The 22,927-nt window shown below is 71.0% G+C and carries 22 protein-coding genes and 5 tRNA genes; 8 read left to right on the forward strand and 19 right to left on the reverse strand.

Going from position 1 to position 22,927, the window contains the following annotated elements; all coding sequences use genetic code 11:
* Positions 1–22: 22 nt before the first annotated feature.
* Positions 23–580 (reverse strand): HIT family protein, encoded by a 558-nt coding sequence (locus ACWGJ5_RS40015; protein ID WP_453314542.1) that lies wholly within the window; start codon positions 578–580, stop codon positions 23–25.
* Between the two features lie 67 nt (positions 581–647).
* Between ACWGJ5_RS40015 and ACWGJ5_RS40020 the strand changes: the two genes are divergently transcribed.
* Complete coding sequence (locus ACWGJ5_RS40020) at positions 648–1,304, forward strand: potassium channel family protein (RefSeq protein WP_453314543.1); 657 nt, start codon at positions 648–650, stop codon at positions 1,302–1,304.
* Positions 1,305–1,340: 36 nt separating this feature from the next.
* On the opposite strand, the gene thrS is transcribed toward ACWGJ5_RS40020, so the two are convergent.
* From thrS to ACWGJ5_RS40035, 3 genes are all read right to left on the reverse strand, one after another.
* Complete coding sequence (gene thrS / locus ACWGJ5_RS40025) at positions 1,341–3,317, reverse strand: threonine--tRNA ligase (RefSeq protein ID WP_453314544.1); 1,977 nt, start codon at positions 3,315–3,317, stop codon at positions 1,341–1,343.
* A 121-nt stretch (positions 3,318–3,438) separates the two neighbouring features.
* A complete protein-coding gene (locus ACWGJ5_RS40030) occupies positions 3,439–4,671 on the reverse strand; it encodes a hypothetical protein (RefSeq protein WP_453314545.1) in 1,233 nt (410 codons plus the stop codon).
* Positions 4,668–5,234, reverse strand: coding sequence for a DUF4365 domain-containing protein (locus ACWGJ5_RS40035; RefSeq protein ID WP_453314546.1), 567 nt, complete (start codon positions 5,232–5,234; stop codon positions 4,668–4,670). Before ACWGJ5_RS40035 ends, ACWGJ5_RS40030 begins: the two co-directional genes overlap by 4 nt.
* A gap of 168 nt (positions 5,235–5,402) precedes the next feature.
* On the opposite strand from ACWGJ5_RS40035, the gene ACWGJ5_RS40040 reads away from it, so the two are divergent.
* Positions 5,403–6,128, forward strand: a complete 726-nt coding sequence (locus tag ACWGJ5_RS40040) for an exonuclease domain-containing protein (protein ID WP_453314547.1) — start codon at positions 5,403–5,405, stop codon at positions 6,126–6,128.
* A gap of 141 nt (positions 6,129–6,269) precedes the next feature.
* Here the strand turns inward: ACWGJ5_RS40040 and ACWGJ5_RS40045 are convergent.
* From ACWGJ5_RS40045 to ACWGJ5_RS40090, 10 genes are all read right to left on the reverse strand, one after another.
* A tRNA-Val gene (locus tag ACWGJ5_RS40045) sits at positions 6,270–6,341 on the reverse strand.
* Positions 6,342–6,380: 39 nt separating this feature from the next.
* Entirely contained in the window at positions 6,381–6,827 is a 447-nt protein-coding gene (locus tag ACWGJ5_RS40050) for an SRPBCC family protein (protein ID WP_453314548.1), read from the reverse strand.
* A gap of 123 nt (positions 6,828–6,950) precedes the next feature.
* Positions 6,951–9,689 carry an exo-rhamnogalacturonan lyase family protein gene (locus ACWGJ5_RS40055; RefSeq protein WP_453314549.1) on the reverse strand — a complete coding sequence of 913 codons (2,739 nt, stop codon included), beginning with the start codon at positions 9,687–9,689 and terminating at the stop codon, positions 6,951–6,953.
* Positions 9,690–9,790: 101 nt separating this feature from the next.
* On the reverse strand, positions 9,791–10,381 hold the full coding sequence (locus ACWGJ5_RS40060; protein ID WP_453314550.1) for a hypothetical protein: 591 nt from the start codon (positions 10,379–10,381) through the stop codon (positions 9,791–9,793).
* A 10-nt stretch (positions 10,382–10,391) separates the two neighbouring features.
* Positions 10,392–11,312 carry a carbohydrate ABC transporter permease gene (locus tag ACWGJ5_RS40065; RefSeq protein WP_453314551.1) on the reverse strand — a complete coding sequence of 307 codons (921 nt, stop codon included), beginning with the start codon at positions 11,310–11,312 and terminating at the stop codon, positions 10,392–10,394.
* A complete protein-coding gene (locus ACWGJ5_RS40070; RefSeq protein ID WP_453314552.1) occupies positions 11,309–12,268 on the reverse strand; it encodes a carbohydrate ABC transporter permease in 960 nt (319 codons plus the stop codon). The genes ACWGJ5_RS40065 and ACWGJ5_RS40070 overlap by 4 nt, the downstream gene beginning before the upstream one ends.
* 11 nt (positions 12,269–12,279) lie before the next feature.
* Positions 12,280–13,566 (reverse strand): ABC transporter substrate-binding protein, encoded by a 1,287-nt coding sequence (locus ACWGJ5_RS40075; protein WP_453314553.1) that lies wholly within the window; start codon positions 13,564–13,566, stop codon positions 12,280–12,282.
* Between the two features lie 682 nt (positions 13,567–14,248).
* Positions 14,249–15,262 (reverse strand): alpha/beta fold hydrolase, encoded by a 1,014-nt coding sequence (locus tag ACWGJ5_RS40080; protein WP_453314554.1) that lies wholly within the window; start codon positions 15,260–15,262, stop codon positions 14,249–14,251.
* Positions 15,263–15,874: 612 nt separating this feature from the next.
* A tRNA-Val gene (locus tag ACWGJ5_RS40085) sits at positions 15,875–15,946 on the reverse strand.
* A gap of 84 nt (positions 15,947–16,030) precedes the next feature.
* Entirely contained in the window at positions 16,031–16,504 is a 474-nt protein-coding gene (locus ACWGJ5_RS40090) for a TIGR02611 family protein (protein WP_453314577.1), read from the reverse strand.
* Between the two features lie 191 nt (positions 16,505–16,695).
* On the opposite strand from ACWGJ5_RS40090, the gene ACWGJ5_RS40095 reads away from it, so the two are divergent.
* Positions 16,696–17,109, forward strand: coding sequence for an SsgA family sporulation/cell division regulator (locus ACWGJ5_RS40095; RefSeq protein WP_004002642.1), 414 nt, complete (start codon positions 16,696–16,698; stop codon positions 17,107–17,109).
* Positions 17,110–17,411: 302 nt separating this feature from the next.
* A complete protein-coding gene (locus ACWGJ5_RS40100; RefSeq protein WP_228618833.1) occupies positions 17,412–17,972 on the forward strand; it encodes a CGNR zinc finger domain-containing protein in 561 nt (186 codons plus the stop codon).
* An 88-nt stretch (positions 17,973–18,060) separates the two neighbouring features.
* On the opposite strand, the gene ACWGJ5_RS40105 is transcribed toward ACWGJ5_RS40100, so the two are convergent.
* Positions 18,061–18,213, reverse strand: a complete 153-nt coding sequence (locus ACWGJ5_RS40105) for a hypothetical protein (protein ID WP_165289388.1) — start codon at positions 18,211–18,213, stop codon at positions 18,061–18,063.
* Positions 18,214–18,429: 216 nt separating this feature from the next.
* The gene (locus ACWGJ5_RS40110) at positions 18,430–18,876 is read right to left on the reverse strand and encodes a hypothetical protein (protein WP_453314555.1); all 447 of its coding nucleotides are present in this window, start codon (positions 18,874–18,876) and stop codon (positions 18,430–18,432) included.
* A 267-nt stretch (positions 18,877–19,143) separates the two neighbouring features.
* Here ACWGJ5_RS40110 and ACWGJ5_RS40115 point away from each other — a divergent pair, with 267 nt between their 5' ends.
* A complete protein-coding gene (locus ACWGJ5_RS40115; protein ID WP_453314556.1) occupies positions 19,144–19,668 on the forward strand; it encodes a DsbA family protein in 525 nt (174 codons plus the stop codon).
* Positions 19,669–19,691: 23 nt separating this feature from the next.
* Here the strand turns inward: ACWGJ5_RS40115 and ACWGJ5_RS40120 are convergent, their stop codons facing one another.
* From ACWGJ5_RS40120 to ACWGJ5_RS40130, 3 genes are all read right to left on the reverse strand, one after another.
* Positions 19,692–20,516, reverse strand: coding sequence for a GNAT family N-acetyltransferase (locus tag ACWGJ5_RS40120; protein ID WP_453314557.1), 825 nt, complete (start codon positions 20,514–20,516; stop codon positions 19,692–19,694).
* Between the two features lie 77 nt (positions 20,517–20,593).
* Positions 20,594–21,415 (reverse strand): aminotransferase class IV, encoded by an 822-nt coding sequence (locus ACWGJ5_RS40125; RefSeq protein ID WP_453314558.1) that lies wholly within the window; start codon positions 21,413–21,415, stop codon positions 20,594–20,596.
* Entirely contained in the window at positions 21,412–22,467 is a 1,056-nt protein-coding gene (locus tag ACWGJ5_RS40130) for a chorismate-binding protein (RefSeq protein WP_453314559.1), read from the reverse strand. The genes ACWGJ5_RS40125 and ACWGJ5_RS40130 overlap by 4 nt, the downstream gene beginning before the upstream one ends.
* Before the next feature lie 178 nt (positions 22,468–22,645).
* On the opposite strand from ACWGJ5_RS40130, the gene ACWGJ5_RS40135 reads away from it, so the two are divergent.
* The 3 genes from ACWGJ5_RS40135 to ACWGJ5_RS40145 all read left to right on the forward strand — a co-directional run bounded on the left by ACWGJ5_RS40135 (position 22,646) and on the right by ACWGJ5_RS40145 (position 22,902).
* Positions 22,646–22,718 (forward strand) — tRNA-Gly (locus ACWGJ5_RS40135).
* Positions 22,719–22,755: 37 nt separating this feature from the next.
* Positions 22,756–22,829: transfer RNA gene (locus tag ACWGJ5_RS40140), tRNA-Cys, on the forward strand.
* Position 22,830: 1 nt separating this feature from the next.
* Positions 22,831–22,902: transfer RNA gene (locus ACWGJ5_RS40145), tRNA-Val, on the forward strand.
* Positions 22,903–22,927: the final 25 nt, after the last annotated feature.

Raw genomic sequence — 22,927 nt, forward strand, 5'->3', positions numbered from 1 at the left:
CTCTGCGGAGGGCACCCTGGGCCTATGCCGGCCAGGCCTCCGCCAGCATCTTCCTGGTGTCGGCCAGGAGCTGCGGCAGCACCTTCGTGTGGCCGACCACCGGCATGAAGTTCGTGTCGCCGCCCCAGCGCGGGACGATGTGCTGGTGCAGGTGGGCGGCGATGCCGGCGCCCGCGACCGTGCCCTGGTTCATGCCGATGTTGAAGCCGTGCGCGCCGGACGCGGTGCGCAGGGCGGTCATCGCCTGCTTGGTCAGCTCGGCGAGCTCCGCGGTCTCCGCACCGGTCAGGTCCGTGTAGTCGGCGACATGGCGGTAGGGGACCGTCATCAGATGGCCGCCGTTGTACGGATAGAGGTTGAGGACGGCGTAGACGTGCTCACCGCGCCGGACGATCAGTCCGTCCTCGTCGGACTTGGCCGGGATGGTGCAGAAGGGGCAGCCGTCGTCGGCCCCCGGACCGGTCGGCTTGTTCTCGCCCTGGATGTAGGCCATCCGGTGGGGCGTCCACAGGCGCTGGAACGCGTCCTGCGTCCCCACTCCGATCTGCTGCTCCGGCTCACTCGTCATGCTAGGCAGCATATGGCTTCGCCCGTTCGCGGCGTGTCGCCGGGGCGGCGCGAGAAGGGTCACCGGCCAAGCTTGGCCGGTGGTCGACGACAGCCGTGTGAAGCGCTGGGAGCAGCGCACCGAGATCCCCCTCTTCCTGGCGTCGCTGGTCTTCCTGGCCGCGTATGCCACCCACGTCCTGGTGCCGGACCTGCCCGACTTCTGGCACGGCGTGTGCAAGTTGGTGATGCTCGCCCTCTGGGTGCTCTTCGTCGCGGACTACGGGGTGCGCTGGCGGCTCAGCGGGCAGGGGCTGCGCTTCGTCCCCACGCACGTGCTGCACACGGTGGTGGTCATTCTGCCGCTGCTGCGCCCGCTGCGGATCGTTCCGCTGTACGACGCGGTACAGCGCAAGGCCGGACAGCCCCGGATCTCGCTGCACGCGCGCGTGATCTCCTACGCCGGCCTGTCCACCCTGCTGCTCGGTTTCTCCGGTGCTCTCGCGGTCTACCAGGCGGAGCGCGGCGCCCCCGGCGCCACCATGCGCACGTTCGGGGACGCCGTGTGGTGGGCGGCGTCGACCCTCACCACGGTCGGGTACGGCGACGTCACCCCGGTCACCCCGATGGGCCGGACGATCGCCATCGGGATGATGATCGGCGGCCTCGCCCTGCTCGGCGCGGTGACGGGCTCGTTCTCGTCCTGGCTGATGCAGACCTTCACCCGCGAGGGAGACGAAAGGCCCCCGGGAGGCTGAACCTCCCGGGGGCCTTCGTACGGAGCGGGCGCCGGATCAGACCTGGACCCGCTCCTGAACGACCTGCGCGATCTTCGCGATGGCCTCGTCGAACGGGATGCCGTTCTCCTGGGAGCCGTCGCGGTAGCGGAACGACACCGAGCCGTTCGACATGTCCTCGTCGCCCGCGATGACCATGAAGGGCACCTTCTGCTTCTGGGCGTTGCGGATCTTCTTCTGCATGCGGTCCGAGGAGGAGTCCACCTCGACGCGCAGGCCCTGCTTCCGGGCCGCGGCGGCGAACTTCTCCAGGTACTCCACGTGCGCGTCGCCGATCGGGATGCCGAGCGCCTGGACCGGGGCCAGCCAGGCCGGGAAGGCGCCCGCGTAGTGCTCCAGCAGCACGGCGAAGAACCGCTCGATGGAGCCGAACAGGGCGCGGTGGATCATGACCGGGCGCTGCTTCGCACCGTCCGGGCCCGTGTACTCCAGGTTGAACCGCTCGGGCAGGTTGAAGTCGAGCTGGATGGTCGACATCTGCCAGGTGCGGCCGATCGCGTCCTTGGCCTGGACGGAGATCTTCGGACCGTAGAAGGCGGCGCCGCCCGGGTCCGGGACCAGCGGCAACCCCTGCTTCTCGGCGACCTGGCGCAGGGTCTCGGTCGCCTCCTCCCAGACCTCGTCGGAGCCGACGAACTTCTCCGGGTCCTTGGTGGACAGCTCCAGGTAGAAGTCGGTCAGGCCGTAGTCGCGCAGCAGGCCGAGGACGAAGGTGAGCGTCTTGTCCAGTTCCTCGGGCATCTGCTCACGGGTGCAGTAGATGTGCGCGTCGTCCTGCGTGAAGCCGCGGGCACGGGTGAGGCCGTGCACGACGCCCGACTTCTCGTACCGGTACACGGTCCCGAACTCGAAGAGGCGCAGCGGCAGTTCGCGGTAGGAGCGGCCGCGCGCGTCGAAGATCAGGTTGTGCATCGGGCAGTTCATGGGCTTGAGGTAGTAGTCCACGCCCTCGTCGAGCTGCATGGGCGGGTACATGCCCTCGGCGTACCAGTCCAGGTGTCCGGACGTCTCGAAGAGCTTCCCCTTCGTGGCGTGCGGGGTGTAGACGAACTCGTAGCCCTCCTCCTCGTGGCGGCGCCGCGAGTAGTCCTCCATGACCCGGCGGACGATGCCGCCCTTGGGGTGGAAGACGGCGAGGCCGGAGCCGATCTGCTCCGGGATGGAGAACAGGTCCAGCTCGTTGCCGAGCTTGCGGTGGTCGCGCTTCTCGGCCTCGGCGAGGAAGTCCAGGTACGCCTTCAGCTCGTCCTTGGACGGCCAGGCGGTGCCGTAGATGCGCTGGAGCATCGGGTTCTTCTCGCTGCCTCGCCAGTAGGCGGCCGCGTTGCGCATCAGCTTGAACGCCGGGATCAGTCGGGTCGAGGGCAGGTGCGGACCGCGGCAGAGGTCCTTCCAGCACAGCTCGCCGGTCTTGGCGTCCAGGTTGTCGTAGATCGTCAGCTCGCCGGCGCCGACCTCGACGTCCGCGCCGTCGTCGGAGGAGGCCGAGCCCTTGAGGCCGATCAGCTCCAGCTTGTACGGCTCGGCGGCCAGCTCCTCGCGGGCGGCCTCGTCGGTGACCACACGGCGGGCAAAGCGCTGCCCGCGCTTCTGGATCTCCTGCATCTTCTTCTCGATGGCCTTGAGATCCTCGGGCGTGAACGGCTTCTCGACGTCGAAGTCGTAGTAGAAGCCGTCCTTGACGGGCGGGCCGATGCCCAGCTTGGCCTCGGGGAACAGCTCCTGCACGGCCTGCGCCATGACGTGCGCGGTGGAGTGGCGCAGGATGTTCAGGCCGTCCTCGGACGAGATCTCGACGGCCTCGACGGTCTCGCCGTCCTCGACCTCGTGGGCGAGGTCCTTCAGCTCGCCCCCGACACGCGCGGCGATGATCGAGCGCTCGCCCGCGAAGAGGTCGGCGGCCGTAGTGCCCGTCGTCACCACGCGTTCTTCCCGCTCGGAATCGCGTTGGATGATCACACGGACGTCTGACACCGGTCTCTCCTGACTGAAGGTGGGGTGCGGCGCCATACCAGGAGCGCGCGCACAGGCGATCGTACCGACCCCACGGCACCGACCGCGAAACGGTCACCCACAGTCCCCTGTCCGATACTCCTCAGTCCTCGTCCCCGTACGCCTCCCCGCAGGCCTCCTCGAAGAAGTCGAGGTTCTCCTGCAGGGACTTCAGCAGCCGGTCCCGCTCGCCCTCGTCCACCTGGACGGGTACGACCCCGGAGGCGCCGGTGAGCCGGCGGAAGCCGCCCCGGCGCTCCAGCCGGCCATGCACGCGCACGGGGAGTCCGACGAGGTGGGCGTGGCCGGCGATGCGGTAGTCCTCCTCGTCCAGGGTGACGCGGACGTGCGTGACGTCGGCGCCGGCGAGGACGCGCAGCCGCACGATGCCCTCGCCGCCGGGTCCGGAGCGGCGCATGCGGACGACGGCGCCGGTGACGCGGACCGGCACGGAGGGTTCCTCGCGCAGATAGCGGGCGGCGGCCTCACGCAGCACGGGCAGGTCGCCGGGTGAGAACTCGACGGGCTCGGCCGAGGGGGCGCAGCCCTCGGGGACGCCGGCGCCGGGTGCCCAGGCGACGGCGATCCGGGCGCCCTCGGTGCCCCGGACGAGCGCGGCGAGCGCCTCGGTCAGTTCGCGGCTGACGCCGGCCTCGACCGCGCCGTCGAAGGCGTCCATGCCGCCGGTGGCCCGCTGGTAGTCGACGGCCTCGCGGGCGGCGTTGAGGGCCTGGTGCAGGCGTACGGCGAGCGGGCGGCCGGTGGGCACGGGCACGAAGGCGGTGAGGTGCCGGCCCTCTGCGGCGGGGCCGACGAGGACGTCCTGAAGGAGTGCGGCGGCGGAGCGGCGGTGGCGGGCGCCGTAGTAGCCGGCACGCGCGCGTGTGGCGAGCGCGGCGGCGAGCAGCATCTGCCGGGCGGCTGCGCGCAGTTGCTCGTCGGCGGTCCAGGGCGCGGCGCCGACGGGTCCGCCCGGGGTGTCGCGCCACCAGCGGATCTCGTCGCTGGGCACGGCGAGGGAGATCAGCACCTCGCGGGCCGCGGGCGTGGCGCTGCGGGCGAGGGCGTCGAGGGCCTCGCCGAGCAGGTCGTCGCTGTCGGGGAAGGCACGGCTCTCGGGCACCAGCAGGCTGGTCCCGCCGGCGCCCGGTCCCGGCGGGGTCCAGCGGCCGTAGCGCCCGGGGGCTCCGCCGCGCCGCTGCCAGCCGTGCCGGTGCAGCAGGGCGCCGAGCACGGCGGGGTCGACCTCGGCAGGTTCCGGGGGCCGGTTCCAGGAGAGGTCGTCGGGATGCGGCCGGACCTGGCGCGGCAGTTCCTCGTACGGACGGCTCCTCATGGCCTGCCTCCCGTCCCGACCCGCGTCATGATCTCGCAGAGCGCCCGGTCGTCGAAGATGCGTGTGGTCGGTATCCGCACGGTGGTCCGGTGCCGGCCGGTGATGGGGTGGCCGGCGAGGTTGACCCAGTAGCAGCAGTGCCTGAGGTCGAGCCGGTCGTGGCTGGCGCGCAGCCAGTCGTCCTGCGAGCGCGGGACGAGCATGACGACCAGGATCTTGTGCACCGAGACGGGTGTGCGGGCGAGCTTGCGCAGATGGTCGTTGTCGAGGGTGAAGGAGAACGTGCGCCCCGGCGGGTTCGGCGCGACCTGGTACGTGGCCTTCAGCTGCACCTTGATGGTGACCTCGTCGTCGACGGTGTGTCCGGCCGCGCTGTGGCTGACGTGCCAGTCGATGCCGTTGTCCGGGAAGGGCTGGGACAGCGAGCAGCCGGCCGCGGCGGCGACCGCGTGCAAGTAGCCGACCTGCAGTGTCTCCATGCAGGCGGTGGTGGCGAGCGTGCCGCGAAGGGGGCCCGTGCGATCGGGCAGCAGCCCGCCCCGCTCGGGCTGCGCTATGGCCATGACCAACAGCCTTCCAAGCCAAGAGTTTCCCCGCTGCGGGCCGCTGAACTGCAAAGACCCGTACTCCTGTTGTCTCCCACCGGCGTACGGCGCAAACGGCCCGGGTATCACCAAACGGGCAGAAGACGGAACGTCACCTGCCCTGGGTGAACGAGGAGTTGGGTTGGGATGACGTACTGGTACGAGGGGCCGCTGGCCGCCTTCGACACGGAGACGACGGGCGTGGACGTCGAGACCGACCGGATCGTGTCGGCCGCCGTCGTCGTCCAGGACGCGCCGGGGACCCGGCCCCGGGTCAACCGCTGGCTGGTGAACCCGGGTGTCCCGGTGCCCGAGGAGGCCACGGCGGTGCACGGTCTGACGGAGGAGCACCTGCAGCGCAACGGCCGCTGGCCGGCGCCGGTGATGTACGAGATAGCCGAGCAGCTGGCGGAGCACGCGGCGATGGGCCGCCCGCTGGTGGTGATGAACGCGCCCTTCGATCTCACGTTGCTGGACCGGGAGTTGCGTCGGCACCGGGCGTCGTCGCTGGACCGCTGGTTCGAGGCGGCCCCGCTCAGGGTGCTGGACCCGAGGGTGCTGGACAAGCATCTGGACCGCTACCGCAAGGGCCGCCGCACACTGACCGACCTGTGCGACCACTACGGCGTGACACTGCAGGGCGCGCATGACGCCGGGGCGGACGCGCTGGCCGCGCTGGACGTCGTACGGGCCCTGGGCCGCCGTTTCGCGACCCGTCTGGAGCGCCTGACCCCCGCCGAGCTGCACACCCTCCAGACGGGCTGGCACGCGGCACAGGCCCGCGGGCTGCAGGCGTGGTTCGCGCGCAGCGGCTCGGAGGAGATCGTCAGCACGGACTGGCCGCTCAGGCCGGAGCTGCCGGCGGCGGCGTGACCTTGCGGCTCCGGCCGGCTGCGGCACCGGGGACGGCGGTGTGGGTGGCGGAGCCCCCACTTCGCACGGCGAAGCGGCGCAAAAAACGAAGAGAGCGACGTGGTCCGCGCCTTCTGCGGACACACGTCGCTCTCGCGAACGTGGGCGATACTGGGTTCGAACCAGTGACCTCTTCGGTGTGAACGAAGCGCTCTCCCACTGAGCTAATCGCCCGGGAACGCACTGAACAATACAGGCCCCGGCGCCGATCCTTCAAACCGCTTGGAGGCGGCGCAGCAGTCCGCGACGTCCGGACCGCATCATGAAGCGGTGGTTGGCGCGGAAGACCGGGCGGCCGGGTACGGCGAGCCGGCGCAGCAGCGGCTTGTGCACGTCCACTTCCTGGTCGTAACGGGCCAAGGTCCCCGGGCCCTCGGCCGTTACCGTCCAGCGCACCCAGCCCTCGATGTCACCGGACAGGGTGACCTCCAGCACACCGGCGCCGGGGTCGCGGCGGCTCTGCCGGGCGGTGAAGGTCATGTCGTACGGCAGGACGGACCGGACGGTGATCACGCCGGTGTCCGCGTCCAGCCTGGTCACCGAGCGGACCTGCGGCCACCAGCACGGGTAGTCCTCGGGCCGCTCCAGCACCGCGTACACGACGGCCGGCGGGGCGGGCAGGGACCACAGGCTGCGGAAGCGGTAGTGGGTCCAGTCCATGGCGGAAGTCTGCCCGGCCGGACGCATCAATCTGAGTACGGGTACTCATGCACCACACCGTGGCGCGGGCCACACTCTTCGGGAGCGCCGTCGCCCGTGCGTCGGCGCTCCCCCGTCCACCGGCTACGACGGCATCCAGTCGCCGAGCAGCGCCAGGTTCTCGATGGCCGCGAGGCCGTAGAGCGCGGTGTCGTTGCTGGACACCCAGCTCGCCTCGCCGTCCTCGACCAGGGCGACGGGGCCGGTCAGCCTCTCGGTCCTCCACGGCGAGGACTCGGTGTAGCCGTCGGAGCCGCAGAACTTGGTCCAGGCGCGCTGGGCCAGCGTCGCGTCGCCGGTCTGTACGGCGGCATAGGCGTCGAGGCGCGAGTGGCCCTGGAAGAGCAGCAGGGTGCCGAAGTCGGAGCCGTAACGGGCCTTCTGTTCGGCCTTGGTGGCGTTGAAGTAGCGGCAGTAGTCCAGGTAGACCTCCTTGAACTTCGGCATGTCGACGAGGTGGATCAGCTCGGCGCACAGTTCGTTGAGGCCGAAGACGGCCGAGAGGTGGGAGACGGAGACGACCGGCCGGCCGGCGACGGCGAACTCGCCGGTGTCGAGGTCGTACAGCCCGCTGCCCTGGACGAAGCCGTTCGGCTGGGCGGCGATGCCCTCCATCGTGGACAGCACGCGCGCCTTGGCCTTGTCCCGCTTGGGTCCCTTGCGCTCCCACTCCGTGAGCCACGCCGACACCAGGCCGCTCCAGTCCGTGCCGAAGCCGATCGACAGGGCGTGCCGGTCGGGGGTGTAGGGGTCGGTGCGGACCTTGCGCTGGGGGTCGAGGACGAGGAAGGTCTCGTCGGAGTCGACGTTGGCGTGCATGAGGTCGCCCACGCGTTCGTCGGCGGTGAGGAAGTAGTAGAAGCGCCGGTAGGTGGTGTTGGCGATGCGCTGCTGTTTGGCGCTGTCGCCGAAGTGCTGCACGCCGTGCCGGGTGCCGAGGCCGGCCCACTTGCCGAGGTGGTAGACGTCGACCTCGCCGGTGTGCCGGGTGAGCGCCTCGGCGAAGCGGAAGAGGTCGGAGCGGCCGCTCCGGAGGTACGCGTACCAGAGCCACAGGTCCGGCGAGAGCTCGGAGTTGTCCCAGGCGTAGCCGCCGACGTCGTACCGCCACTGGTGGCGCACGGTGTCGTACGTGTGCATGAAGTCGCCGTAGTCCCAGAAGCCGTACCAACGGCGTTGCTCCACCTGGTCCTTGTAGTAGGTGAAGAGGAAGTCGAGGTGGTCCTCGATCCTCGCCTTGGCCGGGGTGGAACGGTCGGGCTCGGAGTACAGGCCGGGGCCGAAGACCCCGGCCCTGATCGGTTGCCTGGGCGGGGCCGCGAGCTGCGGCAGCACCCGGACGGCCTGGACCTGCCGGGCGAGGGTGTCGGCGTCGGGGGTGGAGGCGTTGGCCCAGAAGAGGAGTTCGGAGGTGCGGGCGATGCCGTAGGGGGTGCCGAACCCGGGCTCGTAGTCCTCGTAGGTGATGTTGAGGCCTTCGAGCTGCTCGGCGTAGGTGTCCTGGCCCATGCCGTCGTGGTAGAAGCGCAGGTCCATGGGCTGGGCCTCGGGCGACCAGAGCCAGAGGGTGACGGTGGCCTCGTCGGTGTGGGCGTCGCGGATGTCGAGCTGGGCCGGGAACTTCTCCCAGAAGTCGCGCAGTCCGAAGGAGAGTCCGCCGCTCGCGCCGCCGACGTACCCGAAACCGGAGGCCCGCTTGCCGCCGCCGGCGGCGATCCAGCCGTAGCCCTTCTTGGTGCGCTTGCGCAGGGTGAAGCCGTCGGCGGAGAGCTGGGAGAGGGTGTAGTCGCCCCAGTGCGGGATGTACTGCAGGCGGCTGGTGACCCGCTGGTCCCAGGTGGACGGGGCGGGCAGCTTCCTGCCCTCGTACTGGGCCGTCTGGACGGCCGCGCCGGGGTCGCGGCGCAGCCCGGTGATGCCCTGCACCGCCTCGCGCAGCAGGCCGGTGCCCTCGCCGCCGATGCGGATGTGCCGGTCGTACGCCGCGTCGCGCATCGGCACCGTGAAGCGGACGCCGAGCCCGCGGACGAAATCGCCGCTGCTTTCGCCGGGTTCCTGTTTCCCGTCGTAGGTGATGGTGTGCACCATGCGGAAGGAGTCGGCGCCGGCGTAGAAGTAGAGACGGAGGGAGAACGGCAGCCAGCCGCGGTCGCCCTTGCGGTGCTTGCCGTCGATGCGGACGACCGCGCGGACCGGGCCGTCCTGTTCGACGGTCACCTCGTCGACGGCGCCGTCGAACCGCTCGGTCTTCACCGTGCCCTGGTCCTCGTCCTCGATCTCGGGCTGCCGGATGAGGACGAGCCGTCCGTTCTTGGCGATCTCGGTGGAACCACGGGTGACGGTCTTGATCAGCGTGGCACCGTCCTTGCCGATCTTCGCGGTGATGACGCCGGTGGAGACGTCGACGGTGCCGCCGCTCCGGTCGACGGTGACCGTCCTGTCCGGTGCGGCGGGCGTCCCGGGACCCAGCGTCAGCTTTCCGCTGCCCGAACTCACCGCGTGCGCCGTCCACTTGAGGGAGCCGTCGGGCCAGTGGGCGAGGGGCCAGCTCTGGACGGGGACGTCCTTGCCGTCGGCGTCGGTGAGCGCGAAGGCCTGGTCCTCCTGGTGGGTGCCCATGGGCCAGGGCACACCGACCGTGGAGCCGGGGGCGGCGCCGAGGCCGCCGCCCTCCAGCCAGTCGAGGGTGACGGGGTCGGCATCGCCGGCCGCGGCGGCGGGCGCGGCCTGCGCGTTCCGTGCCCCGAGCGCCCAGCTGAACTGGGCGGCGGCGCCGGCCGCGGCGGCCGCCTTGAGGAGGGATCTGCGGGGGATGGGAGACATGGCCTTCCTTCCAGGGTGATCCAGGGTGGATGGTCAGGGGCATGACAGAGACGGGACTTACGGCACTCGGGGCGCCGATCTTGCATGCGGGCACCGCCGGCTCAGCGGCGCCGGTACCGCTCCTCCACGGCGACGGCCGCCGCCGCGACGGCCCCGAGCACCGGGACCGCCAGCGGGGCGATGAGCAGGGCGGAACAGACGACGAGAACCGCTCCGCCGACCAGCAGGAAGGATCCGGCGGGGTCGCGTACGGTACGGCGCCCGGCTGCGGCGAGCAGCACCCGCCACCGCTCCCCCGGTGTCCACACGGCCGCCGCGCGCAGTCCGGCCACGGCGAGCCCGGTCAGCGCGAACAGCCCCACGGCCCCCGCCGCCGGCCCGCCGGGCAGCCCGGCGCGTACGGCCTGTACGTCCACCCAGGCCAGGGCCGCGAAGGTCCAGCCGGCGAGCCCGCCCGCCCAGCCTCCACGCAGGGCGGCCCGGAAGTCGGCGGCGAACTCCCGCCAGCCGCCGCCCCGGTGGCCGGTACGGCGGCGCAGGTGCCGGGCGCCGGCGGCGAAGGCGGCCGGGTAGGTGACGACCCCGAGGGAGGCCACCGCGATCCACACGCCGGTGAGCAGACACTCGGCGAAGACGGCGAACCTCTCGGCGAACACGGACTCCCTGCGTGCCTTCACACGTGCTTCGGCCATGCCGGTCGCCTCAGCCCTTCAGTCCGGAGGTCGCCATTCCGTCGATCAGATACCGCTGGAAGGCGAGGAAGAACAGCAGCACGGGCACCAGCGCGACCAGGGACATGGCGATCATGCCGCCGTAGTTGGCCGCCACGCCGTCGGAGTCGCGGAACATCATCAGGCCCAGGGAGACCGTGTACTTGCCGGGCTCGTTGAGGTAGATCAGCGGGCCCATGAAGTCGTTCCAGGCGTTGATGAAGGTGAAGATCGCGCTGGTGATGAGCGCGGGCCGGCACAGCGGCAGCACGATCGACCAGTAGATGCGCGGATGCCCGCAGCCGTCGAGCCGGGCGGCCTCGTCCAGCTCACGGGGCAGGTTGCGCATGAACTGCACCATGAGGAAGACGAAGAACGCCTCGGTGGCCAGGTACTTGCCGATCAGCAGCGGGGCGTAGGTGTTGATCCAGCCCAGCTTCTGGAACATCACGTACTGCGGGATCAGCAGCACGTGGTACGGCAGCAGGAGCGTGCCGATCATCAGGGAGAACAGCAGGTTGCGCCCGGCGAACCTGATGCGCGCGAAGGCGTACGCGGTCAGCGAGCAGGAGATCAGGACGCCGACGACGGCACCGACGGCGTAGACGAGCGAGTTCTGGAAGAAGGTCCGGATGCTGATGTCCGCCATGCCGTCGGCGAGGCCCTTGAAGTTGGACAGGATCGGGTGGGACGGGACCAGCGTGAGGCTGTTGATGACGTCCTTGCTGGGCTTGAACGAGGCGCCGATCACCCAGACGACCGGGTAGAGGATGACGGCCAGGATCAGCAGGGCGCCCACGTGCCAGGCGAGCGAGCCGGTGCGCTTGCGGGTGAGTCCCCCGCCGGGGGGTGTGGCGGTGGACGGGGGCGCCCCCGGCTCGAGCGAAGCCGGGAGGAGATCGGGGGAGCTCATCGGACGTCCTCCTCGTAGTGCACCCACTTCCTCTGGGACCAGAAGAGGACGGCCGTCACCAGGCCCACGGCGAGCAGCAGCATCCAGGCCATGGCGGAGGCGAAGCCCATCTGGGCGTTCTTGAAGCCCTGCTGGTACAGGTAGCAGGTGTAGACGAGCGTGGCGTCGGCCGGACCGCAGGAGGTGTTCGAGACGACGTAGGCCGAGCCGAAGATCTGGAAGGAGTGGACGGTCTCCAGGAGCACGTTGAAGAACAGCACCGGGGAGATCATCGGCAGGGTGATGTTCCAGAACCTCCGGAACGGGCCCGCGCCGTCCATCTCGGCGGCCTCGTACAGTTCCTTCGGCACCTGCTTCAGCCCGGCCAGGAAGATGACCATCGGCGCGCCGAACTGCCACACCGTCAGTGCGACCAGGCAGTACAGCACCCAGTCCGCGTTGCCGACCCAGCCGCCGACATGCCAGCCGAAGAACGTCTGGGTACGGTCCACGATCGCGCCGTCGGAGAACAGCGACCGCCAGACGAAGCCGACCGAGACGCTCGCGCCGATCAGCGAGGGGGCGTAGAAGGCGGCCCGGTAGAAGGCCTGCCCGCGGCGGCTCTGCGCGAGCAGCAGGGCGACGCCGAGGGCGAGCAGCAGCTTCAGCGGGGTGCCGATGATCACGTACTTCGCCGTCACCTCCACCGACTTCTGCCAGCGGGGGTCGTCGAACATCTTGGTGAAGTTGTCGAGCCCGACCCACTTGGGGGTGTTGAAGAGGTTGTAGTCGGTGAACGCGAAGTACAGCGAGGCGACCATGGGGCCGGCGGTCAGCAGCAGGAAGCCCGCGATCCACGGGGACATGAAGAGGTAACCGGCGAGGTTCTCGCGGCGGCGGCCGGGCCGCCCCGTGGTGGCGGGGGCGGCCGAGCGCGCCCCGCGGGCGGCGGGCAGGGAGTCCTTGACGAGCGTCACGGCGCGTCCCATCAGGCCTGGAAGGCGGCCTCGGACTCGGTGAAGAACTGCTTCACCGCGTCCGCGACCTTCGTCCTGCCCTGCCCGAGGTCGCCGCCTATGCGCAGGAAGGAGGCCTCGATGGTGTCGGCACCGGAGGGGTGCGGGGTGATCTCGCCGAGGACGCCCGCCTTGGCGGTGTCGACCTCGTACTGCGCGATCTCCTTGTTCACCTCGTCGGTCGGCTTGTACGCCGCGTACTGCGCGGTGCTGGCGAGGATGCCCCGGTCGTAGCCCATGATCCTGCCCACCTCGGGGTCGTGGACCATGAAGTCGATGAACTGCGCGACCTCCTTGGGGTGGGAGGTGTGGGCGGAGGCGCTGAGCATCAGCGAGGCGAGGTACTGACCGGTGTGCTTGCCGTCCGTGGTGGGGATGGGCGCGAGGCCGTAGGTGCTGTTGCCCTCCGCGGAGTAGCGGACGGTGAAGTTGTCCCAGGTGAACTCCGAGGCGCCGTGGCCGGCCGAGAGCGAGGACTTGGGCGTGTCCTGCTGGACGACCTTCGGGTCGGTGACGATGCCCGCCCTGACGCGGTTGTAGCCGTCGGTCCACCACTCCGTCAGGTCGGCCTTGTCGAAACCGAGTCCGTCCTTGGTGAAGAACGCCTTGCCGTTCTGGCGGAGGTAGAGGTCGTACAGGTACATGATGGCGAAGTAGCCGGTGTCCCCGGGGACCTTCGTCCTGTCGTGGATGGTCTTCAGGGCCTTGAAGTAGTCGTCCCAGGTCCATCCCGGGTGCGGCTCGACGCCGGCCTTCTGGAACACCTTCTTGTCGACGACGAGCGCCATGGTGTTGGACCCGACGGGAATTCCGAGCTGCTTTCCGTCGACCTGGCCGACCTTGGTCACGCCCTCCCGGAAGTGATCCAGGATCAGATTACCTGCCTGGGCCTGGGACTTGAGGTCGAGGAGAATTCCCCGCTTGTCGTACTTCCGAAGAAAGGTGACGGCATTTTGGAAAACGTCCGGGGGATTTCCGCCGGCGGCCTGGGTCTGGAACTTCTCCCAGAAGGACGCATACGTCTGGAAGTCGGTCTTGACCTTGATCTTCGGGTACTTCTTCTCGAAGAGGGCGATGGTCCGGTTGATCTTCTTGGCCCGCTCCTCGGCGCCCCACCAGGAGTAACGGATCGTCACCGTCCCGTCCCCGGAACCGCTTCCGCCTCCGCACCCGGTCGTCGCGGCGAGCCCGAGCGCGGCCGCCGAGGCCCCGGCCGCCCTCAGGATCGTACGCCTCTCAAGATTCCTGCTGGTTCCCATGGTCGGGCCCTCCCCGCGACGTCGTCTCCGCCGTCATGAACGTGGTCATGGACGTCGCCATGAACATCGTCATGAACATCGTCATGAATCGTTTCAAGTAAGCGCTTGCTGGCACAAGTTACGGAGGGGTCCGGGGTGCGTCAATGATTCGGACAGGATTTTCTTGTGGGCCGGGGCGGCGCCGGGGTGGCGTGGCGGCTGTTCTCGCAGGTGGGGACGGTGTGGCCGACGGGCCGAACGGACGGGGCGGAGGGTGCGGGGCGGGTGGGGCCGATGGAGGGTGCGGGGGCGGGTGGGGGCCGGCGGAGGGGTGCGGGGCGGCTGGGGTCCGGCCGCGAGGGGGTGGGGGTCGGCCACGAGGGGTGGGGCGGCCGGGTGTCGGGCGGAACGGTGCAGGGTGGCCGGTTGTCCGGACGATCGACGCGGGGCGGCCGGATGTCGGGCGGAAGGGTGCGGGTGGCCGGGTACCCCGCCGATCTGTCTGGGGCGGCCGGATGTCGGACAGAACGGTGCGGGGGTGGCCGGGTGCCCGGCCGATCGGCGCGGGGACGGCCGGAGACCGGGCAGAACGGGTGCGGGGCGGGCGGAACCCAGGCGCCACGGGTGCAGGACGGGCGGAACCCAGGCGCCACGGGTGCAGGACGGGCGGAGCTCAGGCGGAACGGTGCGGGGTGACCGGAGCTCAGGCGGGTAGGGAGGCGAGCCAGTCGATCAGGATCCGGTTCGTCTCCTCCGGGCGCTCCTGCTGGACGAAGTGGCCGCAGCCGTCGAGGACGTGCGAGCCGAGCAGACCGGGCAGGGTCTCGGGGTACGCCTCGACCGCGTCGCCCAGCCACGCGAGCGAGGCGTCCAGCGCGCCGCCGATGAACAGCGAGGGCTGGGTGATCGGGGCACCCTCGTGACCGGCCAGGTCCGCCCAGTCCCGGTCCATGTTCCGGTAACGGTTCAACGCCCCGGTCGTCCCGGTGCGCTCGAACTCCCCGGCCAGGAAGTCGAGGTCGCCCTCGTCCAGCCAGGTCGGCAGCGGGCCGGTGGGGAAGCGTTCGCGCAGGGTGCCGCCGCGGCCGACGAAGTGCGGGTCGGGGGCGCCCGGCGCCGCCATGGTGCCTGCGGACAGGGCGGCGTAGAAGCCCGCGACCCAGCCGCGCACGTCCGGCTCGATCTCCGCCTCGGCCCGGCCCGGCTGCTGGAAGTACGAGACGTAGAACTCCTCCTCCCCGCCCATCCGCGCGAAGACCTCGCTGGGCCGCGGGCCGCCGGGCGGGGTGTACGGCACGCCGAGCAGGGCCACGGCCCGGAAGACATCGGGCCTGGTCAGGGCGGAGGTGGCAGCGATCGTGGCGCCCCAGTCGTGCCCGACGACCACCGCGGCCTCCTCCCCGAGGGCCTCCACCACGGCGACGTTGTCCGCCACCAGCTCCAGCATCCGGTACGCGTCCACGTCCGCCGGCTTGGACGAACGGCCGTAGCCCCGGACGTCGACGGCCACGGCGCGGTAACCGGCGGCGGCCAGGGCCGGCAACTGGTGCCGCCACGAGTACCAGGACTCCGGGAAGCCGTGCACCAGCAGCACGAGGGGGCCGTGGCCCTGCTCCACAAGATGCAGGCGACCGGCCGGGGACGGCACCAGGTGGTGGGCGGGGGCGTGGGTCTTGGGCGCGGGTGTGGGGCCTTCTGGGGTGGTCTCGGGCGGCATGGGGGCTCCTGGGTCTTCGGGACTGGGTGGCGTGGGCAAGCGTGCTGGTGGGGGTGGGATGTTGGCGGAGAGTCGGTGGTGAGGCGGTGTGGGGCCGGGTACGGGTCGGGGGGTGGGTGTCCTGCGGGCGGCGGGCGGTCGGCCCAGGCGGCGAACTGATCGGGGCCGAGCGGTGCGAGGTAGGTGGCGGCGGGCGGCTTGTGGACGCGGCGCGACGACGACCGGGCGGCCGCACCGGTGCGATCGCGGTCGGTGTCGACGATCGTGCGGTGGGCGAACCGGCGGGCACGAGTGATGTTGCCGGTTCGGCAAAAAGGCGAGCTGCTCGCGCGGCCTCGGCGCAAGGGCGCCTGCACGACCTGGACCTGCGTCGATCGCCGGCCTCGGCGGAGGCCCGGGAGCCGGCACTCGCACCCGGAGTCGGAGCACGGGGCCCGCGGCCGGCACTCGCACCCGGAGTCGGAGCACGGGGCCCGCGGCCGGCACTCGCACCCGGAGTCGGAGCACGGGGCCCGCGGTCGGCACTCGCACCCGGAGTCGGAGCCGACCCGGTTCGCAGGCGCATACGCCGACGGCCCACCTGCTCTTTCGCAGGTGGGCCGTCGGTCCGGGTGGGCGATACTGGGTTCGAACCAGTGACCTCTTCGGTGTGAACGAAGCGCTCTCCCACTGAGCTAATCGCCCGGGCGCAGGAAGAACATTACCCCATGTCAGGCCGTGCTTCCGACCACGGGCCGGGGCGCGGGGCGACCGGGCGGCGGAGCCGGGTCACTGATCTTTGATCTTCCATGGCATGACGAGGCCGAACTTCGACACGTAGATCCCGGCGAGCCCGGCCACGATCACGAGCCCGATCACGGTGAGCGCGATGTTGCGGCGGCGCACCTTGGGATCGAGGGCCCGCTGCGCGGCCTCGGTGACCTTGCGCTTGGTCCAGCGGAGCACGAGCTGCGCCCAGACGAACTCGGTCGCCCAGATCGCCATGCCGCCGAAGATCACCACCCAGCCGGGTCCCGGCAGCGGCAGCATGACGATCCCGGCGACGACGACCGCGAGGCCGACCACGAAGACACCGACCTGCCAGCTCAGGTGCAGCAGTCGGCGAGCCTTGATGAATTCCGGCGCCCGGGAGCCCAGCCCGTCACTCGCGCTATGTCCGGTCTGCCCGGCTTTCTGCCGATCCGTTCTCTCCTTGCCAGCCGCCACGACGACCTCGCCCGGCTCGTCACTCCCCGTATTCATACAGACAAACCCTACCGGAGTGAATCCAGTCACCGGAATGGTCGTAGATCCCGTACGAGTTCTCGGCCGGAAGAGTTACGTAAAGACACGCAAAACACTCAGAGGGGTTTACAACGGCATCGTAGGTGGCATGTCGATTTCGCCGACGTGCGAATCCCCGAGCGCACACTGAGCGAAAGGCCCTGGCGCTTATGAACACCACGGTCAGCTGCGAGCTGCACCTGCGCCTCGTTGTGTCGAGCGAGTCCTCCCTGCCTGTCCCCGCAGGCCTGCGGTACGACACGGCCGACCCCTACGCCGTGCACGCCACCTTCCACACCGGAGCCGAGGAGACCGTCGAGTGGGTGTTCGCCCGCGACCTCCTCGCCGAGGGGCTCCACCGGCCCACCGGGACCGGCGACGTCCGTGTCTGGCCGTCGCGCAGCCACGGTCAGGGCGTCGTGTGCATCGCCCTCAGCTCCCCGGAGGGGGAGGCCCTGCTCGAGGCCCCGGCGCGGGCCCTTGAGTCCTTCCTGAAGCGAACAGACGCCGCCGTGCCGCCCGGCACGGAACACCGGCACTTCGATCTGGATCAGGAGCTCTCGCACATCCTGGCGGAGAGCTAGGTCGCGGCCGAAAGCAGCCCGGCGCCGTCCACTCGGGGAGACGGCTCGGGCCAAGACAACCGCATACGGCACAACCCGGCGCCGTCACCGTGAGCGATTCACGTGGACGGCGCCAACCTGTGCGCCCGATTCCGCCATGCGCATGACCTGCGCACGCCGCCCCGGGCGGGAACCACCTCGGGCGCGCAGGCGTTCTACCGGCAACCGAGGTCGGACGGAGGCCGGTGCGGTGGGCGGGGTTGTCGCTACCATCGGCCAGCATCGGCGGGCGTCCGCCCGACCCTCAGGCCAGGGAGCGAAACGTGCTGATCACCCACGACACCCGGTGCGCCCTCGACACCGTGGTGGATCTGGTGAACACCGCGCCGGAGGACGACGCGGCGGCCGACGGACTGCCCGATGTCCCGGCTCTCGCGGATTTCGTACGAAACCACGAGATCAGCGATGTCGGTGTGCTGTCGGAGTTCGATCTCTCGGCGGTGCGCAGGGTCCGGGGGCGCTTCGCGGCGATCTTCGCCGCGACCGACGCCCGCTCCGCCGCCGGGCTGATCAACGAGCTGGTCGCCGCGGCGGGCACCACCCCGCGTCTGACGGACCACGACGGCTACGACTGGCATGTGCACTACTTCGCACCCGGCGCCTCCGTGGCCGACCATCTCGCCGCCGACTGCGGAATGGCGCTCGCCTTCTTCGTGGTGGCCGGGGAGCAGGAGCGGCTGCGGCGCTGCGAGGCACCGGACTGCCGGCGCGCCTTCGTCGACCTCTCCCGCAACCGCTCGCGCCGCTACTGCGACAGCCGCACCTGCGGCAACCGACTGCACGTCGCCGCGTACCGGGCCCGCCGCAAGGAAGCGACGGGCTGACCTTCCCCGCAGACCGGCCGACAGCGGAGATCGGCAGGTGGGGGCGACGTCGGTCCCGGCGGGTGGCGCCGGGACGGACGTGTACGGCTCACAGCAACAGCAGGTCGTGCAGCGCAGCCATGAGGAGCAGACACCCGATCACCGCAAGGAAGATCATCAGCGGTGGCTGGGATAGGGCGAAAAGGCACCCGCGCGGCTCGTCCTTCGGCGGCGCGGCCTCGCTCTGTCTCGTGTCCAGCATCTCGCCGCAGATCATGGCGCACAACGGGCCCCGTGCGCGATCAACCCACCCGCAGGATGCGGGAGTTGCCGTATATCGCGCCGTCTCGTCCGACTTGCTTCGGGTTGTGAACGATTCGGGATGTCCGCGCGATGCTCTGTGTCGTTTCAGTCCGAAGGGGTCGGTCCGGGAGCGAGCGCCGACAGGGGCATGTGGGCACCCCGCGGCCTGCGGCCGTCATATGCCGTGCTTCTTGAGGATGGCCTCGATGTCGCTGAAGTCGTCGGAGGAGCCGGTGGCGCGCGGGGCGGTGGCTGAGCCGGTCGCGGGCCGGGTGCCCGGGCCCAGGGAAGGCGCGGAGGCCCCCGGGGCCACAGCCCCGGCCCGGTCCTCAGCGCGGGCCGCCTTGCGCTCGGCGCGGGTGCCACCGCGCCGGCGCTCGACCGCCCGGGTGCCCGCGAACAGGAGCCAGGCCGCGCCCAGCACCCCGAAGCCCGCCCAGGCGGTGGGGCTGAACGCGGTGTCGGCGAGCCAGCCGACGACCCCGGTCATCACCAGGCCCACCGGCACCAGCGAGTAGGCCGCGATGCGGGTCGCCGCGAGGAAACGCTTGCGGTAGGCCGTGACCACCGCGATACCCAGGCCCGCCGCGGACACGGCGGAGCAGACGGTCTCGGCAATCATCCGGTCCTCCTGGCGGGCTCGGTCGGGTGGCAGGCGACGCTCGGCGGACCCGGCACACCGGCACGGCGCGCCGCCTCCGTCCCCTCCATCCTGCACCGGCCGGTCCTGTCGATGCCATGCCCCCACGGGACATCAGGGACATCTCCGGGTCGTCTCCTACTGGAGTGCCGGTGCGGTGCCCCGCGGCCGTACCGCCCCGAGCCGTACCGTCCCGAGCCGTGCCGTCCCGATTGGGTCGCCCGCGTCCGGCCTGGGAGACTGGTCGGCATGAGCGACTCCTCCCCCGCACGCACCGACACCCCGGTCCTCGACGTGTGGTGCGAACTGCAGTGCCCCGACTGCCGCACCGCCCTGGACGACGTCCGCGCCCTGCGCGCCCGCTACGGCGACCGGCTGGAGCTGCAGCTGCGGCACTTCCCGCTGGAGAAGCACAAGCACGCCTTCGCCGCCGCGCAGGCCGCCGAGGAGGCGCTGGCGCAGGGCAAGGGCTGGCAGTACGTGGAGGCCGTGCTGGAGCGCGTCGAGGAACTGGACCGCAGGGGCGAGGCCTTCCTGGTCGAGGTGGCCCGTGAACTCGGCCTGGACGACGGGGAGTTCGACACCGCACTGATCGACGGCCGGCACATCCTGATCGTGGACGCCGACCAGGCCGAGGGCAAGGCGATCGGTGTGACCGGCACCCCGACGTACGTCATCGGCGGCGAACGCCTCGACGGCGGAAAGAGCCAGGAGGGGCTGCGCGAGCGCATCGAGGAGATCGCCGACCGGCTGCTGGGCGGCCAGGAGGCCTGAGCCGCTCCCGCACGGTCCGGTGTCTACAGCAGGGGCTTGGAGAGGGCGTGGCTCGTCGTCTCGTAGCCGAGTGACTCGTACAGCCGCTCGGCAGGGGTGTTGCCCGCGAACACATTGAGGCCGAGGACCGGCCGGCCGGCCTCGATCGCCTGGCGCTCGGCCAGCAGCATGAGCGTACGGCCGTGTCCCCGTCCGCGGTGGGCCGCGTCGGTCTCGACGTCGAACACGAACGCCCTGTCGTCCCGCAGGGCCAGCCACAGCGTGCCCACCCGGGCCCCCTCGTGCTCCAGGACGCTGAAGACCATCCCGTCGGTCGCGAGACCGTGCGGCAGCAGTGTCTCGTGGTCGCGGCGGGCCTTGGCGTGGGCCGTGGCCTCGGGGACGCCGCGCTCTGTCCACATGCGCGCGTAGTGCTCGCTCTCGTACGCGTGCCACGCGGCGAATTCGGCTCCCGTCATGGGCCGCGCGCTGCTGCCGGGCGGCAGTTCGGGCGGGGTGGTGCCGAGGCGTTTCTCCATGCCGCGGTTGCGCGGGGTGTAGCCGAGGGCGCCGAACATCCGCAGGGCTATGCCGGCCGAGGCGGGGACGAGGGTCTCGATCTGCGTGCAGCCCCAGCCGCGCGCGACCTCCTCGGCGGCGAGCGCGGCCACCGTGCCCCGGCCGCGCCGCCGGGCGGGCTCGGCGATCCGCAGGTCGATGACGCGGGCCACCGAGTCGCCGAGGGACGGCGAGGTGCCGAGGTGGATCTCGCCGACGGGGCGGCTGTTCACGCACACCTGGTAGCGGCGCGAACGGGTGCCGTCGGCGTTGTGCTGGAGCGGCTCGGTCGGCCGCAGGGTCGTGGTCATCACCGGTGTTCTACCCGCGGCCGACCGTCAAGTCAGCCCGTTTTCCGGTACCGGGTGAGCGGCCCCGCAGGCCCGGCTCAGGGGTCCAGGTCCTGCCCGGACCGCTCGTCGAAGATCCGCATGGCCTTGGCGGTCACCGGGCCCGGCGTGCCGGGCAGCTCGCGGTCGTCGACCCGGTGGACGGCCTGGACGTCGCGCAGGGTCGAGGTGAGGAAGACCTCGTCGGCACGCCGCAGGACGTCCAGCGGCAGGTCGGTCTCCTTGGCGCCGGTCCACTCGACGGTCAGTGCGCGGGTGATGCCGGGCAGGCAGCCGGAGGCGACGGGCGGGGTGTGGATCTCGCCGTCGAGGACGACGAAGACGTTCGACCCGGTGCCCTCGCAGAGCTGTCCGACCGTGTTGCCGAACAGCGCTTCCGACGCGCCGTGTTCATGGGCGCGGGCGAGGGCGACGACGTTCTCGGCGTACGAGGTGGTCTTCAGGCCGGTGAGGGCGCCGCGCTCGTTGCGGGTCCACGGGACGGTGATCACGGCGGTGGAGTCCGGGCGGCGAGTGGTCCCGCCGAGGGCGACCACGAGGGTCGGGCCGTGCTCTCCACGGTCGGAGCCGAGCGGGCCGTGGCCGCCGGTATAGGTGATCCGCAGCCGCCCGAGCGGCATCGGGTTCGCCTCCAGGACCGCCGCGCAGGCTTCGCGGACCTCGTCGTGGTCGGGGTCGGGCAGGCCGAGGCCCCGGGCCGAGCGGGTCAGCCGGTCCAGGTGCCGGGTGAGGGCGAACGGCCTGCCGTGGACCGCCTTCACCGTCTCGAAGATGCCGTCGCCGACCGTCAGCCCGTGGTCGAAGACGGAGACACGGGCGGAGTCCAGGTCCCGCAGCCCGCCGTCCAGCCAGATCTTCATGCGAACACCCCTCCACTCACGTCGTACGACCCCGACGCTACCGCGAGCAGCCGGGACGCCTTCAGCTCGGTCTCCCGCCACTCCCCCTCCGGGTCCGAGCCCCAGGTGATGCCGGCGCCGGTGCCGAAGCGCAGCATCCCGGCCTCCCGGTCGATCCAGAAGGTGCGGATGCCCACGGCCAGCTCGCCGGTGCCCCGGTCGGCGTCGACCCAGCCGACGCCGCCGCAGTACGGCCCGCGCGGGGCCGTCTCCAGCTCCTCGATGATCCGCAGGGCACTCGACTTCGGCGCGCCGGTCACGGAGCCGGGCGGGAAGGCGGCGGCCAGCAGGTCCGGCCAGCCGGCCCCGTCCCGCAACTCGCCGCGCACGGTGGAGACCAGGTGGACCAGGCCGGGGTGCTTCTCCACGGCGCACAGATCGGGGACGCTCACGCTGCCGGTGGCGCAGACACGCCCGATGTCGTTGCGGACCAGGTCCACGATCATCACGTTCTCGGCGTAGTCCTTCTCCAGCAGGTCCGCCTCCGTGCGTCCGGTGCCCTTGATCGGCCCCGACTCCACGACACGCCCGACCCGGCGCAGGAACAGTTCCGGCGAGGCGGTGGCGATCTCCACGCCGTGCTCCGGCAGCCGGATCGTCCCCGCGTACGGCGCCGGGTTGCCGCGGGACAGCAGGCCGGTCAGGGCGTCCACGTCCGCGTCCGGGGCGACCGGCGCGGACAGCACCCGGCAGAGATTGGCCTGGTAGACCTCGCCGGCCGCGATGTACTCACGTATCCGGCGGACGCCCGCCGTGTACGCGGCCCGGTCCAGGGAAGAGGTCCACTCCCCCGCCCCCGGACCCCGCCAGCCGCCCGGCACCGGCGCGGGCACCGGCTCCTGGCGTACGTCCGCGAAGCGTGCGCAGGTCAGCCGCCCCTCGAAGTCCGCACAGACGGCCCAGAAGCCCGCGGACTCCAGGGCGGCAGGATCGCTGGTCACATCGAGGAGGCCGGTGGCGACGCGGTCGCCGAAACGGGCCAGGGCAGGGAGGCGGGAAGGGTGGTGCAGCACGTGGTCGAGTCTAGGTCGGGTGTCCGACGGGTGGCCCGGGGATGTCCTGGAGGGGGCTGCGGCCACGGGGTCCGCCGGGGGCAGCGCAGCACGCTGCGCAAACGCGTTTTTGTGCTGGCCCGGGAATCCGCTAGAGTTCAACACGTCGCCGGGACGCGGAAGCGGACCGAAACGACAGGCGGACGTAGCTCAGTTGGTAGAGCGCAACCTTGCCAAGGTTGAGGTCGCGAGTTCGAGCCTCGTCGTCCGCTCGAAGGAAGAGGGGTCATCCCGATCCCCTACACTCCTGGTGGAGTGGCCGAGAGGCGAGGCAACGGCCTGCAAAGCCGTCTACACGGGTTCAAATCCCGTCTCCACCTCCAAGGACGATTAGCTCAGCGGGAGAGCGCTTCCCTGACACGGAAGAGGTCACTGGTTCAATCCCAGTATCGTCCACTGGATCTTCTCGCAAGATCCACGG

This window comes from Streptomyces sp. NPDC054783, assembly GCF_053611725.1.

Excerpts from the sequence above, each read along its gene's own strand:
- ACWGJ5_RS40015 (WP_453314542.1), bottom strand. The coding sequence starts at position 580 with ATGCTGCCTAGCATGACGAGTGAGCCGGAGCAGCAGATCGGAGTGGGG.
- ACWGJ5_RS40030 (WP_453314545.1), bottom strand. The coding sequence starts at position 4,671 with ATGAGGAGCCGTCCGTACGAGGAACTGCCGCGCCAGGTCCGGCCGCAT.
- ACWGJ5_RS40035 (WP_453314546.1), bottom strand. The coding sequence starts at position 5,234 with ATGGCCATAGCGCAGCCCGAGCGGGGCGGGCTGCTGCCCGATCGCACG.
- ACWGJ5_RS40040 (WP_453314547.1), top strand. The coding sequence starts at position 5,403 with ATGACGTACTGGTACGAGGGGCCGCTGGCCGCCTTCGACACGGAGACG.
- ACWGJ5_RS40050 (WP_453314548.1), bottom strand. The coding sequence starts at position 6,827 with ATGGACTGGACCCACTACCGCTTCCGCAGCCTGTGGTCCCTGCCCGCC.
- ACWGJ5_RS40055 (WP_453314549.1), bottom strand. The coding sequence starts at position 9,689 with ATGTCTCCCATCCCCCGCAGATCCCTCCTCAAGGCGGCCGCCGCGGCC.
- ACWGJ5_RS40060 (WP_453314550.1), bottom strand. The coding sequence starts at position 10,381 with ATGGCCGAAGCACGTGTGAAGGCACGCAGGGAGTCCGTGTTCGCCGAG.
- ACWGJ5_RS40065 (WP_453314551.1), bottom strand. The coding sequence starts at position 11,312 with ATGAGCTCCCCCGATCTCCTCCCGGCTTCGCTCGAGCCGGGGGCGCCC.
- ACWGJ5_RS40075 (WP_453314553.1), bottom strand. The coding sequence starts at position 13,566 with ATGGGAACCAGCAGGAATCTTGAGAGGCGTACGATCCTGAGGGCGGCC.
- ACWGJ5_RS40080 (WP_453314554.1), bottom strand. The coding sequence starts at position 15,262 with ATGCCGCCCGAGACCACCCCAGAAGGCCCCACACCCGCGCCCAAGACC.
- ACWGJ5_RS40090 (WP_453314577.1), bottom strand. The coding sequence starts at position 16,504 with ATGAATACGGGGAGTGACGAGCCGGGCGAGGTCGTCGTGGCGGCTGGC.
- ACWGJ5_RS40095 (WP_004002642.1), top strand. The coding sequence starts at position 16,696 with ATGAACACCACGGTCAGCTGCGAGCTGCACCTGCGCCTCGTTGTGTCG.
- ACWGJ5_RS40105 (WP_165289388.1), bottom strand. The coding sequence starts at position 18,213 with ATGCTGGACACGAGACAGAGCGAGGCCGCGCCGCCGAAGGACGAGCCG.
- ACWGJ5_RS40110 (WP_453314555.1), bottom strand. The coding sequence starts at position 18,876 with ATGATTGCCGAGACCGTCTGCTCCGCCGTGTCCGCGGCGGGCCTGGGT.
- ACWGJ5_RS40115 (WP_453314556.1), top strand. The coding sequence starts at position 19,144 with ATGAGCGACTCCTCCCCCGCACGCACCGACACCCCGGTCCTCGACGTG.
- ACWGJ5_RS40120 (WP_453314557.1), bottom strand. The coding sequence starts at position 20,516 with ATGACCACGACCCTGCGGCCGACCGAGCCGCTCCAGCACAACGCCGAC.
- ACWGJ5_RS40125 (WP_453314558.1), bottom strand. The coding sequence starts at position 21,415 with ATGAAGATCTGGCTGGACGGCGGGCTGCGGGACCTGGACTCCGCCCGT.